Below are 18852 nucleotides of genomic sequence, written 5' to 3' on the forward strand. Positions count from 1 at the left end.
GGCGGTGGGCCCGTTGGCGCGAAGTCTGCCGAACTCGAGCGGGAATGACGGGGTCGTAGATCGGTTACTGCTCCTTCTTGAACAAATCCTGGAAGATGAGCTGGCCCCAAGTGCGGCCGCGTGCGTGCACCAGCGCGCCACCTTCGTTGAGCTTTCCCAGCTTGACGGGTGCGAACCCGAGTTGTTTGGCCAAGGCCGCCACGGGAGCGGTCGCGTCCTCGTCGTCGCTCGACAGAAAGACGACCCGGTGGCCGCCCTCGACGACCGGATCGGCAGCCAGGGTGGCCGCAATCAGGTGATTGAAACCTTTCACGAACTTGGCGCCGGTGAACGACTTCGCGACGAAGGCGGAGGACGGGAGGCCGTCCAGCTCTTCAGGTACAGGAAACTCGTTCATCGCGTCGATGACCGTCTTGCCTTTCCAGCTCGGCAGGGCTTTCGCAACCTCGCGATGCTCCCCGAACGGGACCGCCAGGATGATTGTGTCGGCCTCGAGTGCTTCCCGCAGCGACTTGGCGACGACCGTGGGTCCAATCGCCCGAGCCTGTGGCGCCAACTCCTCGGGCGGCCGGCGGCTCGCAACGGTCACATCGATGTTTTTACGGGCGAAGGCGTGGGCGAGAGCCTGGCCTACCTTACCGAATCCTACGATTGCATAGCTCATAATATTTCTCCGATCCATGTTGATGTTGATTCCCAGGCCTTCAAAGGCGCTGGGTTATCCGTCCCGCTGTGTGGCGACCTTCGCGGAGACGTCCTCTCGTGGACGACCGGGCCGATCGTTCAGCGCGGAAGTCGTTTCGCCATCGGCGCGCCATTCCCGCGATCAGGCGCGATTTCAGATGGCCGAGAAGCCGCCGTCGACAGACAGCTCCACCCCATTCACGAAGCTGGAATCGTCCGAAGCAAGGAACAGCGCGACCGCCGCAATTTCCTCGGGACGCCCCATTTTTCCCCGCGGGATCAGGGATTCGAACATCTGCTTCGCCTCCTCGGTGAGAACCTGGTCCTGCATCGGTGTGGCGATCGGCCCCGGGCTCAGCACGTTCACCCGGATATTCCTGCCCTTCAGTTCGTTGAGCCAAGTGCGTGCGAATGAGCGCAACGCCGCCTTGCTCGCCGCATACACGCCGTAGCCAGGAAAACCTTTCACCGAAGCAACTGACCCGGTCATGAAGATCGATCCGCCATCGTTGAACAGCGGCAACGCTTTCTGAACCGCAAACAGCGTGCCGCGCGCATTCAGGCCGAAGGCCGCGTCGAAGTGCTGCTCGGTGATCTCGCCCAGAGGGACGGCTTCGCCCGTGCCGGCGCTCGCGTACAGGACGTCGATCTTGCCCTTTTCTCGTTTGACCGTATCGAACAGACGGTCGAGGTCGTCGAGATTGGCCGCGTCGCCGCGCACGCCGGTCGCGTTCCGGCCGATCAGCCTGGCGGCCTCGTCGAGCGCCTCCTGTTTCCGGCCCGTGATGAAAACATAGGCGCCTTCTTCAACGAACCGCTTGGCGCTCGCCAGTGCCATGCCGCTCGATCCACCCGTGATGACTGCAACCTTACCATCTAACTTTCCCATGACTTTCCTTCCAGGCTCCATCTTTGGTCGTTCGGGGAGGCCCCGAGAACCTCAAGATGGGGCGGCCGCAGTCAGGCGTTGAGTGCGGAAGCGCGCACATCGGTGGTGCGAAATCGATCCGGTTGGACGACTGACGCCAGCCACGACGATCGGTTGTCCGCCGTTTGGAATTGGGCCGCGCTTGTCCGCTTAGGCTATGACGGCCGCCCGTTCTGCTGTTAGATGCGGGCTTTGGAAGGCGCACCCCAGCGGTGCTGGATTGCACCATGATCGACTGGGATGACGTTCGCTACTTTCTTGCCATCGCGCGCGCGGGCTCGGTGCGGGCTGCTGCCGCGCGCCTCGGAGTGAACCACTCGACCGTGCTGCGACGCGTCGCTCAGCTCGAGGAACGGCTCGGGGCGCACATGTTCGAGAAGCTGCCTTCGGGTTATCGCCTGACGGCTGCGGGGGAGGAGGTCCTCGAGCTTGCCGACCAGATGGAAGTGTCGTCGCACCAGCTGGAGACGCGTGTCCTTGGCCGCGACCAGAGCGTGCGCGGCTTACTGCGGGTGACACTGGCCCCGCCGCTGGCGACACACCTGCTCATGCCGGACTTCTCCGATTTCGCGCGTCTGTATCCGGACATCGAGATGGAAATCTTGTCGTCCGGCGAGCTGGCAAATCTGACCAACCGCGAGGCTGACGTCGCGATCCGGGTCGTCTACGACCGCAAAACCCTGCCGCTCAATCTTCACGGCCTCAAGGGATCGGATGTATTCGGCGGTATCTACATGTCCCGCGATCGACTGGCCGCGTGGCATGCGGGCGCGCCTGATCCCATCCGATGGATCGTCATAAGCATTCATGGAATCCCGGACTGGGCCCACGGGGGTGAGGTTCGCGCCGCCGAGGTTCCGTTCAGGGTCACGGATGCCGAGGCGCAGGTCGTCGCGGTGCGGCAGGGGCTCGGGATGACGACGCTGCCGTGCTTCGTGGGAGATGCCGACCCTCTGCTGGCGAGGGTGCCGGGTACCGACCTGCACATGTACGGAACGCTCTGGCTTCTCACGCAGGGGGAGACACGCAAGACGAAGCGCGTACGGCTCTTCACCGAGTTCGTATCCCGCAGGCTCGCCGCCTACGCGCCGCTTCTCGCGGGACTGTCCTTATCGCCGGACTGAAGCGCGACAGGTAGCCGACGACGCTTGCCGCAATCCGGCCGGAAGCCGAGCTGCGTCGACGAGGGTGTCTACGAACAGACGAAACGCCCGGGCCGACTGACGCGGCGCTGGTAGTGGCCTGTGGTCCGCTCTACAGCCGAGGCCCCGCCACCATGCGCGCCACCCGCGCCATGTCGGCGCTCATTTCGCGGTCGTCGTCGAGCGGGGCGACCAGCGCCCGCACGGCCTCATAGCTGCGCCGCGGCCCTTCGCCCATGCTGTCCAGCACGCCGCGCAGCTCGACGCCGGTGGCGGCGAAGATCAACTCCATCGCCACCAGATAGCGCAGGCGTTCTATGATAGCGGCGGTCTTGGCTACCACGCGTGGCGCCATCGACGACTGGTCCTCGACGCCATCCGAGATGGCCAAGGGGCTGAGCGACATCGGATTGGCAAGGTGCCGGATCTCGGCTTCGAGCGCCGCGACCGGCTTCTGCAGTTCCGCATATCCCTGGCGGCTGCCGCCTTTGGCCGACAGGAACCGGGGCAGCTCCGCCACCGTCGGCGACATCAGCTTCATAGAGCGGTTGGCGGTGCCGACGGCGCAATGCGCCAGCGCCTGGCCGAGATTTTCCCAGGTCAGCGTGAAAGCGGTCAGGTCGAAATTGCCGTTGGAGACGACCCGCTCAGCCTCCGGCAGGATGACCGGATTGTCGCCCGAATGGCCAAGCTCGATCTCCGTCGCCAGCTTCGCCTGCTCATAGGCGTGCAGCAGGCCGCCCCACACCTGCGGCACGCAACGGAAGCTGAGCGGATCCTGTAGGCGTCGCGCGGCGTTCTCCTGCCACAGCCCACTGCCCGAAAGCTCCGTCCGCAGCCGCGTGCCGATCTCGACTTGGCCGAAGGCCGGCCGCGCTGCCAGCGCATCCTCGTCGATAGCCTTGAGGGACGAGCGGAATGCCTCGTAATTCAGCGCCACCGCCGCCAGCGACCAGTCGATCAGACATGCGATCTCCTCGAGGGCGAGACAGGCCGTTCCGGTTGAAAGGCTGTTGGCGACGATGATGGCGTGGCCGTCCTTCTCGCGCAGGTCGAGCGGTTCGAGCCTGCCGAGCTTGAGCGCCTCGGTCGATGGCATGATCCTGCCCTGATATTCGCTCTCGCCGTCGCCGCGCAGCGCCCTGGCCAGATGACCGAGCGGCGCAAGGTCCGCGGCGCCCACCGATCCCCAGCTCGGAATGACCGGATGAACGCCTGCGTTGAGCGCCGCGACCAGGCCCATGACGACGCCCTCCGACGTGCCCGTGCCGCCCGCGGCCATGCCGCAGATGCGCGCGACCATCAGCGCCCGCACAGCCTCGGTCGGCAGCGACGGCCCGGCGCCCATCGAGTGGCTGAGCGGCACGCTGTGCTGGAAGGCGATCAGGTCGGCCTCGGCGAGCGGCGTGTCGACACAGGCGCCGAGCCCGGTGGTGACGCCATAGAGCGGCTTGCCGAGCTGGGTGAGATGCTCGATGAGGGCGCGGCTGGCGCGGATGCGGCGCATGGCTTCCTCGCCGAGCACGAGCCGGGCATTGCGTCGCGCGATCTCGGCGACGTCTTCCATACCAAGCGGCTTGGCGTCGAGGACGATCACTCTGGCTGTCATCGGGCTATTCCTTGGCCTTCGGGAACGGTGGCCGAACGAATGTAGGATATCCGGCATCGGAGCCGCCCATTGTCGAAAATCCGTCGTCGCGACTGCCGTTATCTTTCTTCGATTGGCGATACGGCAGGCAAAAATCGGACGCCGATGTCACAACAGGCCGAGCCTCGCTCGCCTTGAAGTCGGCGGCGGGCAAACGGGAACTTTTGCTCTGCTGGCGATTTTGGATATGCTGCAGATCCAAATTGCCAGAAGGTCGCTGCCATGACGAAACATTTTGCAATCGCCGCGCTCACGCTTGCCGCGGCAGCCGCGATGGCCGGCCCGGTTGCCGCCGGCGAACATCGCCACCGCGTCACCGAACAGGAACGTTATGTCCCGGCCAGCGACGATATCATCGAGACGCTGTTTGGCGGGCCGCGCTATTACGACCAGCAGATGACCAACACGGCGGCGGGCGCCTGCGCGTATCACCGCGTCGGACCGGACGCGAATGCGGTGAACGACATCAACGACCACTATTGCGGGAAGTAGGGTTCCCCGACGGTATTCCTCCGGAGCCAGCGACAGCGCCGATGCGGCCGCCCTGATGAACAGCCATCTGGTCGACCTTCTGTCCGGGCTCGACCTCACCGACAAGGTCGAAAGTCTGACAGCCTGGCGGACCTGCTGCAGACGGCGGTCCAGCCGGGTCGCTGAACCGCCGAAGGACCGGGCTAGGCCGCGGCCGCCTGCGAATAATCCATCCGTTCGAGATCGGCGATCAGGCCCGGTCCGGACGGCTGCCAGCCGAGATGCGCGCGCGTCCATTCGCTCGAGGCCGGCATATCGAGACCGGCGAAGATGGCAAGCCATCCGAAATGGTCGGCCGCTTCTTCCTGCGGGAGCGAGACCACCGGCACGTCGAGGCCGGCGCCGATCACTTCCGCGATCTCGCGCATGGCGATGCCTTCCTCGGCGACGGCGTTGTAGCGCACGCCGGCTTCCTGCTTGTCCAGCGCCAGACGGTAGAGCTTCGCGACATCCAGCACATGCGCCGCCGACCACCGGTTGCGGCCTTCGCCAAGATAGGCCGACACGCCCTTGGCGCGCGTCTGGGCGATCAGCGGCGTGATCAGGCCCTGCTTCATCGTGTCATGCACCTGTGGCAGCCGCACCACCGATACTTTGACACCTTTCTCAGCCATCGCCGCACCCGTAAGTTCGGACAGGATACGCGGATTGCGGTGTTCGGCGTTGAAGATGTCTTCTCTCGCCGGCTGTCCGTGTTCGGCAGAACCCATGCCCACACCCGAGGTGATGATGAGCAGCCGGTCCGACCCGGCGAGCGCCCCGCCCAGCGCTTCGATCACGCGCTTGTCCTTCTCGCAATTCGCGACGAAATTCGAGAAATTGTGATCGAACGCGGTGTGGATCACCGCATCCGACTTCGCCGCGCCGTCGCGCAGGCTGTCGAGGTCTTCGATGTCGCCGCGATGGGGCTCGGCGCCTGCGGCGATAAGCGATTGCGCGCCGGCTTCGGAGCGGGTCAGGCCGAGCACCTGATGGCCCGCGGCGAGAAGCTCAGGCACGATTCTGGAACCGATGAAGCCGGTAGCGCCGGTGAGGAATACACGCATGGGAGATCTCCGCTTGTTGTTCAGAGGCCTTATTTGCGCTATAACTCATTCTGTTAAAGTAGTGACTTTATCATGGTATAATAGCCAACAGGATCGCAATGCCAGCCGAGACGGCCAACAAGCTGGGCACCTTTCTACGGGACCGCCGCATGCGCCTCGATCCGGCCGCCTTCGGTTTCGCCACGGGGCGGCGGCGCACCCAAGGGCTGCGCCGCGAAGAAGTGGCACAGCGCGCCAATATCAGCCCGACCTGGTACACCTGGCTGGAGCAGGGACGGGGCGGCGCGCCCTCGGCGGACGTGCTCAACCGCATCGCGACCGGGCTGATGCTGACCGAGCCCGAACGCGAGCATCTGTTCATGCTGGGTCTCGGCCGGCCCCCGGAGGTCCGCTACAGAAACGTCGACAGCGTGACGCCGCGCCTCCAGCGCGTCCTTGACGCTTTGGACCCCAGCCCGGCGATCATCAAGACCGCGACATGGGACGTGGTTGCCTGGAACCGTGCAGCCGCGGCGATGCTAACCGACTATTCCAAGCTGCCGCGCGAGCAGCGCAACATCCTTCGCCTGATGTTCGGCAACTCGCGCGTGCGCGACGCGCAGGACGATTGGGAGAGTGTCGCGCGCTTCGTGGTCGGATCGTTCAGGGCGGATGCCACGAGGGCGGGTGCAGGCGCGGAAATCACCCAACTCGTCGAAGAGCTTTGCCGGATCAGTCCGGAATTCGAGGCGCTGTGGCGCGACAACGACATCGTGCCGGCCCACGGCGAGGGCGTGAAGCGCCTGCGGCATCCCGAGATCGGGCTGATCGAGCTGGAGTTCTCGGTCTTTGCGGTCGATGGCCGCCCGGAACTCGGCATGATCGTCTACAATCCCGCCACGCAGGCGGATGCAGAACGTATTCGATCACTGATCGCGGCTCGTTCCGCAGAATGATGGCCGCCATGTGCGGTGTTCCGCCAAGGTGCGGCGGCGAAGCGGAAAACAGGTCACAAAGGCGACTCGGTTAGGATAATATCCACCGTCCGATTCTTCGTGGAAGATGTCTATGACCTTGAACGAGCTTAGTTGGTCGCCCTCCGAAAAGAAAGTTGCCCGCGCCGCATATGACAAGGCTCTTGAGAGGGCACTGGCCAGCATCATGGCCGAATTCAAAAGACGGGCGAACGCCGCGACCACGCCCTCCGAGATGTGGGAGGTCGAGGACTATCTGAAGGAGCAACGTCGCGATTTGGATCGGACGTTCGACTATCGCTATTCGCAACTGACCGTCGTTTTCGCAACTCTCATCCGGCAAGGATACCTGGACGAGGACTTACTCTCGGGTCTGTCGGAAGAAAAACGCGAGGAGATCCGCAGAATGCTTGCGTGGCACAAAGGATAAGGGTTTAGAAGCGTTACCTTCGCGCCGTCGCACGCTGGATCGCTTGCGGTGGTTGGCCGAAGCTCCTCATGAAGGCGCGGCGCATGCGGCCGGCATCGCCGAAGCCGCTCTGTTCGGTCGAGCGGCTTATTGCCTGGCTCAACCGCCTTCACGGGCCTTCGAAGCGTCAGCTTTGCCACCGCCTGCCCGATCGCTTCGGGGGACGTCAGCGGCGCCCGGCTGCCGGATATGGTCGATGAAGGCGCGCAGCTTGGGCAGCACCTGGTGCCTTTCCGGGTAATAGAGAAATACGCCCGGCGTGGTCACCGCGAAGCGGCTGAGCAACGCCTGCAGGCGCCCGTCGGCGATCGGCGCCTCGGCGATAGGGCCAGGCACTTGCGCCAGCCCGACACCCTGGATCGCCGCGCCGAGCAGCGAGGGGTAGTCATGCGCGATCAACGGTCCCGAGACGATCGCCTCTATCGTCTTGTTTCCGTCGACAAAGGACCATGGCGCGACCGAGCCGTTCGAACGGCGCAGGCGCAGGCAGGCATGGTCGCGCAGGTCCTCGATGCGCTCGGGCGCCGCGCGCCGGCGCAGATAATCGGGACTGCCGACCACCACCATCGGAAAGGAGGGCGTCAGCCGGACCGCGACCATGTCGGGCGCGATCAGATCGCCCATCCGGATGCCGGCGTCGAATCCTTCGGCCGCGAGATCGGCCAGCTCGCCGCTGGCGACGATCTCCAGCTCGATCTCGGGATAGGCCTGGCAGAAGGAGGCGACCATCGGCTCCAGCAGCATCGGCACCACGGCCGGCGGTACCGAAAGGCGCAGGAGCCCCGCCGGCCGCTGGCCCATCCCGCGCGCGATCTCGCTTGCGGCGATCAGTTCCTCGAAAGCCGGCCGTGCACGCGCGAAAAAGCGCTCGCCGGCTTCGGTGAGACCGACGCTGCGCGTGGTGCGGATAAAGAGCGCGGCGCCGATGCGCGCCTCGAGCGTTCGTATCGCCTGGCTGATCGCCGACGGGGTGACGGCGAGCTCGGCTGCCGCCTTGCGAAAATTGCGGTGCCTTGCGACGCTTAGGAATGCTTCGACGCCGTCGAGCGCGCCGTGCCTGACTGTGAAGTTCTGCTTCATGACCCATCGACATTATCGTGGATAGTGGTTCGCGGAAAGCGGCCGTATTTCTTCCATGACTTTGGAAGCCTGAAGGGAAATGGCAATGACCGATGAACTCGATCGCGTGCGCGATCACTATCGCGCGACCGGCCTGACCGATCGGTTGAAGACCGCGCTGGCGGTGTTTGGACCCGAGCAACAGCGGCTGAAGCCCGAGCAACTGGCCACGCTCGATCAGTTCCACACCCGCGGGCTGGCCGCGACAGCGGAGCTCGCCAATCTTGCCGTCATCACCGCCGACATGTCGGTGCTCGACGTCGGATCTGGCATCGGCGGGCCGGCTCGCTTCCTGGAGGCGACATATGGCTGCGCGGTGACCGGTGTCGATCTCAGCGAACCCTTCGTCGAGGCCGCGCACTATCTGACAGCGCGAACCGGGCAGGCCGGCCAAGTGTCGTTCGAAGCCGGCAGCGCTTTGTCGCTTCCCTTCGAGGATGGCCGTTTCGACGCCGCGCTTTTGCAGCATGTGGCGATGAACATCGCCGACCGGCCGTTGCTCTACCGCGAGGTCAGGCGCGTTTTGAAGCCGGGCGGAAAATTCGCGACATTCGACGTAGTGCTGAATGGTGGCGATCCGCTCTATCCAGTGCCCTGGGCGAAGACGCCGGGCGAAAGCTTCCTGTTGACGGCCGAGGAGACCTGCGAAGCGATCGAAGCCGCCGGCTTCGGCACGCTCGTCCGCCGTGACGACACGGCTGCCGCCAAGGCCTGGTTCGCCGAGCTCCGTGCCTCCGGCCCGCCGCCTTCGCTCAATCTCGGGGTCGTCATGGGCCAGGGTTTCGCCGAATTCGCCACCAATCTCGGGCGCAATCTCATGGAGGGACGGCTGGGCATTCTGACGGCTGTGTTTGAAGCCGTTCCGGTCAATTGAGCAATTCCAGGAAAATCGTTCGGCGGTCAGGCTCGGCGGCTTGGCCGTAGCCTTCCGTCCGGAATTGCGAAAAACCAACACTGAAGGAGGCGAAGATGTCACCAGCGATGATCTTCAACATCCACCTCGCGCTTGGCTACGTGCCGTGGCTGCTTTGCTTCGTCGCCTATATCTGGCCAAGGCTGAGGTCGATGGAGCCGATAGAGGCGCAGCGCGCGATAGCAACGCTGCACAGCTTCCGCTTCTTCGGCCTCGTCTTCCTCATCCCGGGCGTGGTCGGTCCCGACCTTGCTCCTGACTTCGCAAGCTTCGCCGCTTATGGCGACTTCGCCACCGGTCTGCTCGCCATGCTGGCGCTGCTCGCGGTGGCGAGGCCTGCGATCTTCTGGCCGTTGGTCGTCGCCTTCAACGTCGCGGGCGTGGTCGACCTTGTCGGCGACTACTATCTCGGCACCGTGCTCGACCTTCCTGGCCATGCCGGACAGTTGGGCGCGACCTATGCGATCCCGATCCTCTACGTGCCGCTGCTGATGATCACGCATGTCGCGGCGTTCTATCTGCTGGCGCGTTCCAGGCGCCACCAGATCGCGGCGACTTAATAAACCGGTGTCGCCATATGCTTCGGCGCCGGCCATTCGTTCGTGATCTCGGGCTGCACCGGCCGCTCGAGATAGGTCGACAGCACGACATAGCTGCGTGTCGAGGTGACGCCGGGCGTATCGTAGAGACGGGCCAGCAGGCCCTCCAGCGCGCGCGTGTCCTCGGTGCGCACCTTGAGCAGCATGCAAGTGTCGCCGGCCACCGTGTGGATCTCCTCGACCTCCGGATATTTGGAGACCGCCATAAGCTCCGGCGTCTTGCCCCAGCCCCTGGTGTCGATGTGCACGAAGGCCAGCAGCGGCTTCTTCACCGCCCTTGGATCGATGATCGCCGAGGTGGCGCGGATGGCGCCGCTGCGCTTCAATCGCTTGACCCGCTCATGCGCCGCCGGCGGCGACAGGCCGACGCGCTCGCCCAGATCGGCATAGCTGATGGTCGCGTCCTCGACCAGAACGCCTAATATCTTTCGGTCGATCGGGTCGATCTCGCGGACCGGATGCTTGTTCCGCTGAATATCATCTGTTTCTGTGTCCATATGGAAATTCTCCATTGCTGCGGAATTAAATTCGGCCATTATGGAGATATGTCGAACACCAATCAATCTGCAATTATGACCCACGCGCCTCGGGCGCCGATACCGGCCGCCGCCTATCTGCTGACGGGCTGTATCGCCGTCATCGGCTCCAACTCGCTGGTTCTGGGACCGATCGCGCCGGCGGTGGCTGCATCATTCGGCGCCAGCGTGCCAGCGGTGATGACGGCTGCCGCCGCCTTCGGCCTCGGCACGTCGGCCAGCGCGCTCTTCCTTGCCCGCTACATCGACCGGATCGGCGCGCGCCGCATGCTGCAGGGCGCATTGCTGTTGCTGGCTCTGGCGCTCGTCGCCAGTGCTTTGGCGCCGACGGTCGTGTTGCTCGTCACGGCGCAACTCGTTGCCGGCATTGCCGCCGGCATCGCCATGCCGGCGATCTATGCCAGCTCGGCCGCGATCGCGCCGCCCGGCCGCGAGAGCGGCACCATCGGCGTGGTGCTGACCGGCTGGACGCTTTCGATGGTCGCCGGTGTCTCGCTGTCGGCCGTGATCGCCGATCTCATCCATTGGCGCGCCCTCTTCGCGGCCGTGGCGCTGCTGGCGGGAGCGGCCGTTGCCGGTCTTGCGATGAGTTCGCTGCACGACGTCAGGAAAAGCGGTCCGGCGCCGTCGCCGCTCGGCGCGCTCGCCGTTCCCGGCATCCTGCCGCTGCTCATTGCTTGCGGCGCCTTCATGACCGCCTTTTACGGCGTCTACGGCTATCTCGGCGACCATCTTCATGAAGCCCTCGGCGAGCCGGTCAGCGCCAACGGCCTGGCGGCGGTCGCCTACGGTCTCGGCTTCGGCGCGGCCGCTTTGCTCGATGGCGTCATCGACCGGCTCGGTGCGCGCCGTGTCATGCCGTTCGCCTATCTGCTGGTCGCCGCCGTCTATGTCGCCATCGCCTTGGCAAGCGCCGGCTTCGGCCTGCTGCTTGCGTCAATAGGCGTATGGGGTCTCGCCAACCATTTCGGGCTGAACGTGCTGGTCATGCGCCTCACCGCGCTCGATCCGGCGCGGCGCGGCACCATCATGGGTCTGAACAGCGCGGTCACCTATCTTGCCGTCACTGTCGGCACCGCAGGCTTCGGCCCGCTCTACACGACCCTCGGCTTCGCCAACTGCGCCTTGATCGCCGCGGGACTGATGCTGGTTGCGGCGGGCGCCGCGGCGTGGCGGCCGGCTGGTCCTCGATAACAGGCCTGCCTCACTCTTCGCTTCCGGCCGGAAATCCGTTTCGCACTTTTCCTGGGATTGCTCTAAGGCTGGCTTGCGAACCGGAGTCGCAGCCGATGAAGACGAGCCTCCAGATCACCGCCGAGCCCTTGCCGCAGGACCTCGCTTTCCTGAGCGGGAGCCTCACCGCCTTCAACGATGCCGATGTCGGCGCGTCAGGCAGGAAGGCGCTGGCGGTTATCGTGCGTGACGAACATGGTGTCATCGTCGCCGGCATTTCCGGCTACACCGCCTGGGGCTGGCTCTACGTGCAGTGGCTGTGGGTCGACGAAAGATTGCGCGGCCGGCGCGCAGCCGCCGGCATGCTCGACGCCGCCGAACGGGAAGCCATCGCACGCGGTTGTCACGGTGCCTGGATCGACACCTTCAACCCGGTCGCCGAAAAGGTCTATCGGCGTCAGGGCTACCAGCCGTTCGGCACGCTGCCTGACTTCCCCACCGGCCGCAGCCGCATCTTCCTGCAGAAGAAGCTGCCGTCCTGATCAGCCAGCCAGCTTTCCGCCGCGCATCGGCGCGGGCGCGCCGGTGGTGCTTGGAAAGCTGATCGGCAGGCCGCGCAGCACGCGCACGGCTAGGAAAGCAAAGCATTCCGCCTCCACCGCGTCGCCCTTCCAGCCCAACGTCTCGGCCTGCGCGACCTCGACGCCGGCGCGGCTTTCGAGCATTGCCATCATCGTCGGATTGTGGCGGCCGCCGCCGCTGACCGCCAGCCGCTTCGGCCGGCGCGGCAACAGGTCGAGCGCCTTGCCGACGGCTGACACGGTGAAGGCCGTCAGCAATGCTGCGCCGTCCTCCGCGCCGAGCCCCTCGGCCATCGCTGCGGTGAAGTCGAAGCGGTCGAGCGATTTTGGATAGGGTTTGGTGAGATACGGATGCTGCAGCAGCCGGGCGAGCCGCTCCTCGTCGACCTTGCCGGCAGCCGCCAGCTTGCCGTCGCGGTCCATCTCGCCGAGGCCTTTCGACTTGATGAAATCGTTGACCGGCGCATTGGCCGGGCCGGTGTCGAAGGCGACGATATTGTCCTTGCCGTCCCACCAGGTGATGTTGCCGACACCGCCGAGATTGAGCACGGCGGTGTCGCCGCTGGCGTCCGCCTCTTTAAGCAACGCGGCATGATAGGCCGCGGCTAGAGGCGCGCCTTGTCCGCCAGCCGCGACATCGGCCGAACGGAAATCATAGGCGACCTTGGTGCCGAGCAGCGAGGCCATCAGCTCGCCATCGCCGAGCTGGCGGGTGCGGCCGATACGTCCCGGCTGCGGAGCGCGATGCAGCACGGTCTGGCCGTGGAAGCCGACGACGCCGATATCGGTCATTCGCATGCCCTGGCTCTCGACCAGATCCCTGACCGCCGCCGATTGCGCGCGCGTCAGCGCCTCCTCGGCTTCGCGAAAGATCGCCGGCTCCGGTCCCTCGAAATTCCAAGCGCGCGCCCGGCGCAGCGTCTCTTCGAGCAAGGTGCGGATCGACCGCGGGTAGGGGGCCAGCGTGTAGGTGCCTGTGTCGGCGATGCGCTCGCCATCGGTCTTGATCAGCGCCACGTCGATATTGCCGTCGAGCACCGTGCCGGTCATCAGGCCTACGGCCCAGATTGGTTCCATGGTCGTTCCTCGAATCGCCCTTCACCCACGTGTCGGATGGATCAGCCCCGCAGGCAAGTCTTTCGCCGCGCCCTTCCAGGTCGCCTTTTGCGCCAAATGGCGAAAATCGAGCAGCCACGTTCTTGCCTCTTGGCGCCAAAGGCGCGAGCCTGCGGGTTCGACATCGAGGTACCTCAAGGAGGAAACGTCATGGCAGCCAATGTTGCGGTGATCGCGGGCGCCGGCTCCGGGCTAAGCGCCTCGCTGGCGCGGCTTCTAGCGAAGGAGGGATTCCGCGTCGTCCTTGCCGCGCGTAACGTCGACAAGTTAGCGGCGCTGGTCAAGGAAACCGGCGCGCAAGCCGTCGAAACCGATGTGTCGGACGCTGCTTCCGTCGAGCGCCTGTTCGAGGCGGCCGACAAGGCGGGTCCGCTCGAAATTGCCGTCTTCAACGCCAGCGGCCGCACGCGCGGCCCGATCGCCGAGCTCGATCCCGACGCGGTCAAGCAAGCCCTGCTCGTCGGCGCCTATGGCGGCTTCCTGGTCGGCCAGCAAGCGGCGCGCCGGCTTCTTGCGCGCGGCTCCGGCTCGATCCTGTTCACCGGCGCCACGGCAAGCCTCAAGGGCTTCCCCGGTTCGGCCGGTTTCGCCATGCCGAAATTCGGCCTGCGCGGGCTGGCGCAATCGATGGCGCGCGAGCTTTCCCCGAAGAACATTCACGTCGCGCATTTCATCATCGACGGCCAGATCGAGCCGGCCGGACAGGCGCCCGACCCCGACCGTCCGGAGCGCCGCCTCTCGCCCGACGCGATCGCCGAGACCTATCTCGCCGTCCATCGCCAGCATCGCAGCGCCTGGAGCTTCGAGGTCGAGTTGAGGCCGTGGGTCGAGACGTTCTGACGACCCCATTGCGCGAAGCGTACAGTAACACGCCTCGATGCTGCTCATTATTTTAGAAAGTATGCATATTTCCTGATGCCGTTTTAGCGATCTGCAATGTAAAAAAGCGCAAAATAAAATATACCTTTACTTAACTTCGGCATGCATACTGCGCGTTGTCAGATCTGTTGTCCGGCTCTCCTGCACGAATTGAGAATGGGCATGCCGCTTACACGTCGCACGCTGTTTGCAGCCGGAGGCGGAGGGCTGCTCATTGCGCAGGCGCAAGCCGCGGCCACGCCGGCCCAGGCGCAAGACGCTCCAAAACCCATCGTCAGCGACAACAGGCTGCGCATCGCCATGCCGGCCTTCGCGTCCGATCCGTTCTTTCCGGCCGACGGCTCGGGTGACAAGGGCATCGACATGGACCTGGCGCGCGGCATAGCCGCGGAGCTCGGCGTCGAACCGGTGTTCGACCGATCCGCCGTGACCTTCGACGCCATGGTGCAAAAGCTGACTTCCGGTGAGGCGGACCTGGCGATCGGCAAGTTGAGCCGCACCCTTCAGCGCGGTCGCTCGATCCTCTATTCCCGGCCCTACGCGATGCTGCACCAAGGGTTGCTCGCCAACCGCGTGAACCTGGCGCGCATCGCGCAAGGCGAGCCGCCGGAGCGGATCATCCGCGATTTCTCCGGCGATCTCGGCGTCATCGAAGGCTCGTCTTTCGCCACTTATGCGGCCACCACGTTCCCGCACGCGCAGATCCGACGCTTCGCGGGCTGGAATACGGTTGTCGATGCGATCCGCAACGGCGCGATCGACCTGGCCTATCGAGACGATTTCGAGATCAAGAAGCTGATGGTCGACGATCCGTCGATGACGGTCGTCGCGCGCTCGATCACGCTGACCGACAAGGTCGATACGATCGCGGTCGGCATCAGTCCGGACAATCCGCATCTCGCGGCCTTTGTCGATCTCTATCTCGACCTGGCAAGGGGCCAGCAGGTCCTCAACACCGACGAGATCATCGCGCGCTACCGCCAGGGGAGCAAAGCCTGACAATGGCCGTCTCGGATGTAGCCGCACCCATGCCCTTCGATTGGCGCCTGGCGGCGAAGCGCATCCTGCGCTCGCCGGCGACGACGATCATCATGATCCTGGCCGGAATCCTGTGCGGCCTCTACTACCCGGCCTTCGCCCACGCGATCAGCCCCGTCGCGCAGATCTACCTGAATTTCCTCAAGATGGTCGTCCTGCCCTATCTGGTCTCGTCCGTCATCTTCTCCATCACCGCGATGGTTCAGGACCCGAAATCGGTCCGCTACCTCGGCAAGGTGGGCATAGCCGTGCTGGTCGTGTCGTTCCTCGCCGTGCTGGTGAGCGGCACCTATTCGCTGATCCTCAAGCCCGGCCAGATCGAGAACCCGCAGTCGCGCATCGAGCTCGGCGAGTTCATCAATTCGCAAGGTAGCGTATCCACCGATCTCGCATTTCCGTTCCAGCCGCCGCCGCTCACCGGCGATCCGAATGGCGGGCATTCGATCTTCATGGATCTGGTGCCGAACAACGTCTTCAACGCGCTGGCCTCGGGCCAGACCATCCAGGTCCTGTTGTTCTGCCTGCTTTTCGGTCTAGCGATGGGCAAGATTCCGCAGCCCTCGTCGCTCAGCCTGTCGCAGGCGCTCAACGCGGCGTACCGGGCGTGCACGGTGCTGACCAACTGGTTTGTCTGGGGATTGCCCTTCGCCACCTTCATCCTGATCGCCGACCAGACCGCGTCGACCGGCATCAAGCCGCTGATGCTGATGGGCGGCTATCTGCTGGTGATGGGTCTTTCCTGCCTGACATTCCTCGCCGGCGCGTTTGCAATTATCGCCATACGCTCGCGGCGGAGCTACTGGGTCACGATCAAGACCTGCCAACCGCTCCTGATGGTGGCCATCACCACGCGCTCCTCGGTCGCCTCGCTGCCCTGGGTCATCAACCTGTTGAGCGAGCGGCTGCGCTTCAGCCTGGTGGTCGTCGAGTTGCTCGTGCCGCTGCAGGCGGCGCTGCTGCGAACGGGCCCGGCGCTGGTCTACACCTCGGGCGTCCTGTTCATCGCCCAGCTCTACGGCCATCAATTGGCGATCCCGGACCTCTTGCTTGTCGGTATCGTCTCGGCGCTTCTGGCGCTGACCACCGGCGGCATGGGCAGCCTGCTCATCCTGTCCCAGATGTCCATCGTCTGCGGCTATCTGAAGCTTCCCTTCGAGGCGGCGTTCGCCCTGTTCGTCGCGGTCGACGCGGCTGTCGATACGTTCATGACGCTGTCCAGCGTCTGCACCGTGGCGGCGAGCACGGCGATGATCGCGCCCAGCCACAGGGAGGCGACGCAATCTGAAGAACCCGTCGCGGGCGAGTTCGAAGCCGAGCCCGTCCGATGATCGACGACAGCATCCGCCCCCAGCTTGGCATCATCGGCGGTCTCGGGCCGCTGGCATCGGCGGACTTCTACTTCAAGCTGACCCGGATGACAGAGGCGCGCCGCGACAATGAGCATGTGCCTTCCGTCATCCTCAGCGTGCCGCAACTGCCCGACAGGACCGAGGCGATCCTTGGCAACCATGACGGGCCGCTGGCGCCGCTGCAGGCCGCGGTCTCGACGCTCAACGAGCTCGGCGTCGCCTGTATCGCCATGCCCTGCAACACCGCCCATCATTGGTACGGTCGATTGGCGGCGAACTCGCGGGCCGAGATCATCCATATCGGCGACGCGGCGGTAGCGGAAATCCGTCGCGGCCTGGATCGCGGCAGGGTCGCGAATCTCGCAACCCGGGGCACGCTGGCCTCCGGCTTCTACCAGGACAGGGTATCGGCGGCGGGTTTCGAGCTTTGCCTTCCGCGAGGCACCGAGTTCCAGGAGCGCGTCGACAGCGCCATCGGCCTCGTCAAGGCCGGCTCGATCGCGCAGGCCGCGACCGAGACCGAGCGGGCGCTTCATCTCGCGCAACTGGCTGGTGCCGATGCAGCACTTCTCGGCTGTACCGAACTGTCGGTGGTGGCGGCCAGCCTCGGCGATACGAACGGATTGATCGTCATCGACAGCAACGCCGCCCTGGCGCGGGCCAGCCTGACGCGATTGGGCTTCGGCATTCAGGAAGCGCGAGGCCTGCCGACGGTACTGCGGCCAACGACGCATGACCGGTTGTCCTGGCGCGCCGCGCAACGCGTCTGATGCGCGCTGCCGCCCGGTAGAAATGCCTGATTTGCGTCGGCCGAAGCCCATTTGAACGCGATTTGCCGCAAAACCCGGGAATTGAGCGCCGGCTTGCGCCGTTTGCAGTGAGATTGGTTGGTGCGTTTCTTCACCCGCAATGGCGCCCATGTCATCGTGCCGCGGGGGTCGCTAGAGCAATTCCAAGGAAAGTGTGCAGCGGTTTTCCGTCCGGAATTGCGAAAAACAAGAGTTACCGTAGGAGGAGCCTGTCCATGCCCAGAATAATTCCGGTGCTCGATCTCGATCGCTTGGAGCAGGGTCCGTCGGAGCTTCGAACTTTTCTGTTTGACTTGCGCACAGCCGCCCGCGACGTCGGCTTCTTCTATCTCAGCGGCCACGGCATCACCCAACCGGAGATCGATGCGGTGCTGGGCGCCGCCCGCCGCTTCTTCGCTCTGCCGGAGGCCGACAAGCTCGGCATCGAAATGGTGAAGTCGCCGCAGTTCCGTGGCTATACGCGCGCCGGCGGCGAGCTGACCAGAGGCAAGGCCGACTGGCGCGAGCAGCTCGACATCGGCGTCGAGCGTACGACCATTGCGCAGGGTCCGGGAGTGCCTGCCTGGACGCGGCTGCAGGGTCCGAACCAGTGGCCGGCCGCATTTCCCGATCTGAAGCCCGCGCTGCTCGCCTGGCAGGCAAAGGCGACCGACGTGGCGATCCGGCTGCTCAAGGCTTTCGCGGCGTCGCTCGACCAGCCGGAGGACGCTTTCGATCTGATCTATCGCGGCGAACCGAACCATCGCATGAAGATCGTGCGCTATCCCGGCCGCGACGCCATCGGCGACGACCAGGGCGTCGGCGCGCACAAGGATGGCGGTTTCCTGACCCTCCTGCTGCAGGACGAGAACAAGGGCCTGCAGGTCGAATATGACGGCAGCTGGGTCGATGTCGACCCGATCCCGCGGACGCTTGTCGTCAACATCGGCGAACTGCTCGAGCTCGCCTCGAACGGCTATCTCAGGGCTACCGTGCATCGCGTCGTCACGCCGCCGGCCGGCGTCGAGCGCATTTCGGTTCCGTTCTTCTTCAGCGCCCGGCTTGACGCGACGATCCCGCTGCTCGATCTGCCCGAGGAATTGGCGGCCGAAGCGCGCGGCCCGGCTAGCGACCCTGACAATCCGCTCTTCCGCAACGTCGGGACCAATGTGCTGAAAAGCCGGCTGAGGTCGCACCCCGACGTGGCGCGGCGTCACTATGCCGATCTGTTGGAAAAAGCATCGGCCACTGGCTGAAGATTTCGCGCCGTTCGAGCGAGATTTTTTCGCAATTTCGATCTTTTTTGGAATTCCGTTCGTGGAAAATACACCGTTCAGGCCCCAAATAAGAACCATCGCTC

20 protein-coding genes and 1 pseudogene are annotated in these 18852 nt (G+C 64.8%); 13 read left to right on the top strand and 8 right to left on the bottom strand.

The window, feature by feature from the left end; all coding sequences use genetic code 11:
- Positions 1 to 64: 64 nt before the first annotated feature.
- Together FJ424_RS24370 and FJ424_RS24375 are read right to left on the bottom strand one after the other, a co-directional pair.
- Positions 65 to 664, bottom strand: coding sequence for an NAD(P)-binding domain-containing protein (locus FJ424_RS24370; RefSeq protein WP_140657374.1), 600 nt, complete (start codon positions 662 to 664; stop codon positions 65 to 67).
- A 174-nt stretch (positions 665 to 838) separates the two neighbouring features.
- A complete protein-coding gene (locus tag FJ424_RS24375) occupies positions 839 to 1573 on the bottom strand; it encodes an SDR family oxidoreductase (protein WP_140657372.1) in 735 nt (244 codons plus the stop codon).
- A 266-nt stretch (positions 1574 to 1839) separates the two neighbouring features.
- On the opposite strand from FJ424_RS24375, the gene FJ424_RS24380 reads away from it, so the two are divergent.
- Positions 1840 to 2736: a LysR family transcriptional regulator gene (locus tag FJ424_RS24380; protein ID WP_140657370.1), complete on the top strand. Its 897-nt coding sequence runs from the start codon at positions 1840 to 1842 to the stop codon at positions 2734 to 2736.
- A 130-nt stretch (positions 2737 to 2866) separates the two neighbouring features.
- On the opposite strand, the gene hutH is transcribed toward FJ424_RS24380, so the two are convergent.
- Complete coding sequence (gene hutH / locus FJ424_RS24385) at positions 2867 to 4363, bottom strand: histidine ammonia-lyase (RefSeq protein ID WP_140657368.1); 1497 nt, start codon at positions 4361 to 4363, stop codon at positions 2867 to 2869.
- 261 nt (positions 4364 to 4624) lie between these two features.
- Here hutH and FJ424_RS24390 point away from each other — a divergent pair, with 261 nt between their 5' ends.
- A complete protein-coding gene (locus FJ424_RS24390; RefSeq protein WP_226891947.1) occupies positions 4625 to 4894 on the top strand; it encodes a hypothetical protein in 270 nt (89 codons plus the stop codon).
- Positions 4895 to 5076: 182 nt separating this feature from the next.
- Here the strand turns inward: FJ424_RS24390 and FJ424_RS24395 are convergent, their stop codons facing one another.
- Positions 5077 to 5979, bottom strand: coding sequence for an SDR family oxidoreductase (locus FJ424_RS24395; RefSeq protein WP_140657366.1), 903 nt, complete (start codon positions 5977 to 5979; stop codon positions 5077 to 5079).
- Positions 5980 to 6077: 98 nt separating this feature from the next.
- Between FJ424_RS24395 and FJ424_RS24400 the strand changes: the two genes are divergently transcribed.
- Complete coding sequence (locus FJ424_RS24400) at positions 6078 to 6914, top strand: helix-turn-helix transcriptional regulator (protein WP_140657364.1); 837 nt, start codon at positions 6078 to 6080, stop codon at positions 6912 to 6914.
- Between the two features lie 112 nt (positions 6915 to 7026).
- Entirely contained in the window at positions 7027 to 7362 is a 336-nt protein-coding gene (locus FJ424_RS24405; RefSeq protein WP_181167161.1) for a hypothetical protein, read from the top strand.
- 13 nt (positions 7363 to 7375) lie between these two features.
- Here the strand turns inward: FJ424_RS24405 and FJ424_RS34155 are convergent.
- Positions 7376 to 7477 (bottom strand): annotated as a pseudogene (locus FJ424_RS34155) (GlxA family transcriptional regulator); the annotation flags it as partial.
- A gap of 23 nt (positions 7478 to 7500) precedes the next feature.
- A complete protein-coding gene (locus tag FJ424_RS24410; RefSeq protein WP_140646898.1) occupies positions 7501 to 8481 on the bottom strand; it encodes a LysR family transcriptional regulator in 981 nt (326 codons plus the stop codon).
- An 85-nt stretch (positions 8482 to 8566) separates the two neighbouring features.
- On the opposite strand from FJ424_RS24410, the gene FJ424_RS24415 reads away from it, so the two are divergent.
- Both FJ424_RS24415 and FJ424_RS24420 read left to right on the top strand, forming a co-directional pair.
- A complete protein-coding gene (locus FJ424_RS24415) occupies positions 8567 to 9394 on the top strand; it encodes a class I SAM-dependent methyltransferase (RefSeq protein WP_140657362.1) in 828 nt (275 codons plus the stop codon).
- Positions 9395 to 9489: 95 nt separating this feature from the next.
- Positions 9490 to 9993, top strand: coding sequence for a hypothetical protein (locus FJ424_RS24420; protein ID WP_140646896.1), 504 nt, complete (start codon positions 9490 to 9492; stop codon positions 9991 to 9993).
- Here FJ424_RS24420 and FJ424_RS24425 read toward each other — a convergent pair.
- Positions 9990 to 10529 carry an Lrp/AsnC family transcriptional regulator gene (locus FJ424_RS24425; RefSeq protein WP_140657360.1) on the bottom strand — a complete coding sequence of 180 codons (540 nt, stop codon included), beginning with the start codon at positions 10527 to 10529 and terminating at the stop codon, positions 9990 to 9992. The genes FJ424_RS24420 and FJ424_RS24425 overlap by 4 nt on opposite strands.
- A gap of 48 nt (positions 10530 to 10577) precedes the next feature.
- Between FJ424_RS24425 and FJ424_RS24430 the strand changes: the two genes are divergently transcribed.
- Positions 10578 to 11762 carry an MFS transporter gene (locus FJ424_RS24430; protein ID WP_140657358.1) on the top strand — a complete coding sequence of 395 codons (1185 nt, stop codon included), beginning with the start codon at positions 10578 to 10580 and terminating at the stop codon, positions 11760 to 11762.
- 95 nt (positions 11763 to 11857) lie between these two features.
- Positions 11858 to 12283, top strand: a complete 426-nt coding sequence (locus FJ424_RS24435) for a GNAT family N-acetyltransferase (RefSeq protein WP_140646893.1) — start codon at positions 11858 to 11860, stop codon at positions 12281 to 12283.
- On the opposite strand, the gene FJ424_RS24440 is transcribed toward FJ424_RS24435, so the two are convergent.
- Positions 12284 to 13399 carry an anhydro-N-acetylmuramic acid kinase gene (locus FJ424_RS24440; protein ID WP_140657356.1) on the bottom strand — a complete coding sequence of 372 codons (1116 nt, stop codon included), beginning with the start codon at positions 13397 to 13399 and terminating at the stop codon, positions 12284 to 12286.
- 189 nt (positions 13400 to 13588) lie between these two features.
- Here FJ424_RS24440 and FJ424_RS24445 point away from each other — a divergent pair, with 189 nt between their 5' ends.
- From FJ424_RS24445 to FJ424_RS24465, 5 genes are all read left to right on the top strand, one after another.
- The gene (locus FJ424_RS24445; protein ID WP_140657353.1) at positions 13589 to 14278 is read left to right on the top strand and encodes an SDR family NAD(P)-dependent oxidoreductase; all 690 of its coding nucleotides are present in this window, start codon (positions 13589 to 13591) and stop codon (positions 14276 to 14278) included.
- Between the two features lie 201 nt (positions 14279 to 14479).
- Positions 14480 to 15316 carry a transporter substrate-binding domain-containing protein gene (locus tag FJ424_RS24450; protein ID WP_181182122.1) on the top strand — a complete coding sequence of 279 codons (837 nt, stop codon included), beginning with the start codon at positions 14480 to 14482 and terminating at the stop codon, positions 15314 to 15316.
- 2 nt (positions 15317 to 15318) lie between these two features.
- On the top strand, positions 15319 to 16683 hold the full coding sequence (locus FJ424_RS24455) for a cation:dicarboxylase symporter family transporter (RefSeq protein WP_140657351.1): 1365 nt from the start codon (positions 15319 to 15321) through the stop codon (positions 16681 to 16683).
- The gene (locus FJ424_RS24460; protein WP_140657349.1) at positions 16680 to 17474 is read left to right on the top strand and encodes an amino acid racemase; all 795 of its coding nucleotides are present in this window, start codon (positions 16680 to 16682) and stop codon (positions 17472 to 17474) included. The genes FJ424_RS24455 and FJ424_RS24460 overlap by 4 nt, the downstream gene beginning before the upstream one ends.
- Positions 17475 to 17728: 254 nt before the next feature.
- Positions 17729 to 18748 carry an isopenicillin N synthase family oxygenase gene (locus FJ424_RS24465; protein WP_140657347.1) on the top strand — a complete coding sequence of 340 codons (1020 nt, stop codon included), beginning with the start codon at positions 17729 to 17731 and terminating at the stop codon, positions 18746 to 18748.
- Positions 18749 to 18852: the final 104 nt, after the last annotated feature.

It is taken from the genome of Mesorhizobium sp. B3-1-8, from assembly GCF_006439495.1.
Lineage (GTDB): Bacteria > Pseudomonadota > Alphaproteobacteria > Rhizobiales > Rhizobiaceae > Mesorhizobium.

Coding starts and splice junctions, on each gene's coding strand:
- FJ424_RS24455 (WP_140657351.1), top strand. CDS start 15,319: ATGGCCGTCTCGGATGTAGCCGCACCCATGCCCTTCGATTGGCGCCTG.
- FJ424_RS24430 (WP_140657358.1), top strand. CDS start 10,578: ATGTCGAACACCAATCAATCTGCAATTATGACCCACGCGCCTCGGGCG.
- FJ424_RS24370 (WP_140657374.1), bottom strand. CDS start 664: ATGAGCTATGCAATCGTAGGATTCGGTAAGGTAGGCCAGGCTCTCGCC.
- hutH (WP_140657368.1), bottom strand. CDS start 4,363: ATGACAGCCAGAGTGATCGTCCTCGACGCCAAGCCGCTTGGTATGGAA.
- FJ424_RS24375 (WP_140657372.1), bottom strand. CDS start 1,573: ATGGGAAAGTTAGATGGTAAGGTTGCAGTCATCACGGGTGGATCGAGC.
- FJ424_RS24445 (WP_140657353.1), top strand. CDS start 13,589: ATGGCAGCCAATGTTGCGGTGATCGCGGGCGCCGGCTCCGGGCTAAGC.
- FJ424_RS24420 (WP_140646896.1), top strand. CDS start 9,490: ATGTCACCAGCGATGATCTTCAACATCCACCTCGCGCTTGGCTACGTG.
- FJ424_RS24435 (WP_140646893.1), top strand. CDS start 11,858: ATGAAGACGAGCCTCCAGATCACCGCCGAGCCCTTGCCGCAGGACCTC.
- FJ424_RS24415 (WP_140657362.1), top strand. CDS start 8,567: ATGACCGATGAACTCGATCGCGTGCGCGATCACTATCGCGCGACCGGC.
- FJ424_RS24425 (WP_140657360.1), bottom strand. CDS start 10,529: ATGGACACAGAAACAGATGATATTCAGCGGAACAAGCATCCGGTCCGC.
- FJ424_RS24450 (WP_181182122.1), top strand. CDS start 14,480: ATGCCGCTTACACGTCGCACGCTGTTTGCAGCCGGAGGCGGAGGGCTG.
- FJ424_RS24400 (WP_140657364.1), top strand. CDS start 6,078: ATGCCAGCCGAGACGGCCAACAAGCTGGGCACCTTTCTACGGGACCGC.
- FJ424_RS24395 (WP_140657366.1), bottom strand. CDS start 5,979: ATGCGTGTATTCCTCACCGGCGCTACCGGCTTCATCGGTTCCAGAATC.
- FJ424_RS24405 (WP_181167161.1), top strand. CDS start 7,027: ATGACCTTGAACGAGCTTAGTTGGTCGCCCTCCGAAAAGAAAGTTGCC.
- FJ424_RS24390 (WP_226891947.1), top strand. CDS start 4,625: ATGACGAAACATTTTGCAATCGCCGCGCTCACGCTTGCCGCGGCAGCC.
- FJ424_RS24465 (WP_140657347.1), top strand. CDS start 17,729: ATGCCCAGAATAATTCCGGTGCTCGATCTCGATCGCTTGGAGCAGGGT.
- FJ424_RS24380 (WP_140657370.1), top strand. CDS start 1,840: ATGATCGACTGGGATGACGTTCGCTACTTTCTTGCCATCGCGCGCGCG.
- FJ424_RS24440 (WP_140657356.1), bottom strand. CDS start 13,399: ATGGAACCAATCTGGGCCGTAGGCCTGATGACCGGCACGGTGCTCGAC.
- FJ424_RS24410 (WP_140646898.1), bottom strand. CDS start 8,481: ATGAAGCAGAACTTCACAGTCAGGCACGGCGCGCTCGACGGCGTCGAA.
- FJ424_RS24460 (WP_140657349.1), top strand. CDS start 16,680: ATGATCGACGACAGCATCCGCCCCCAGCTTGGCATCATCGGCGGTCTC.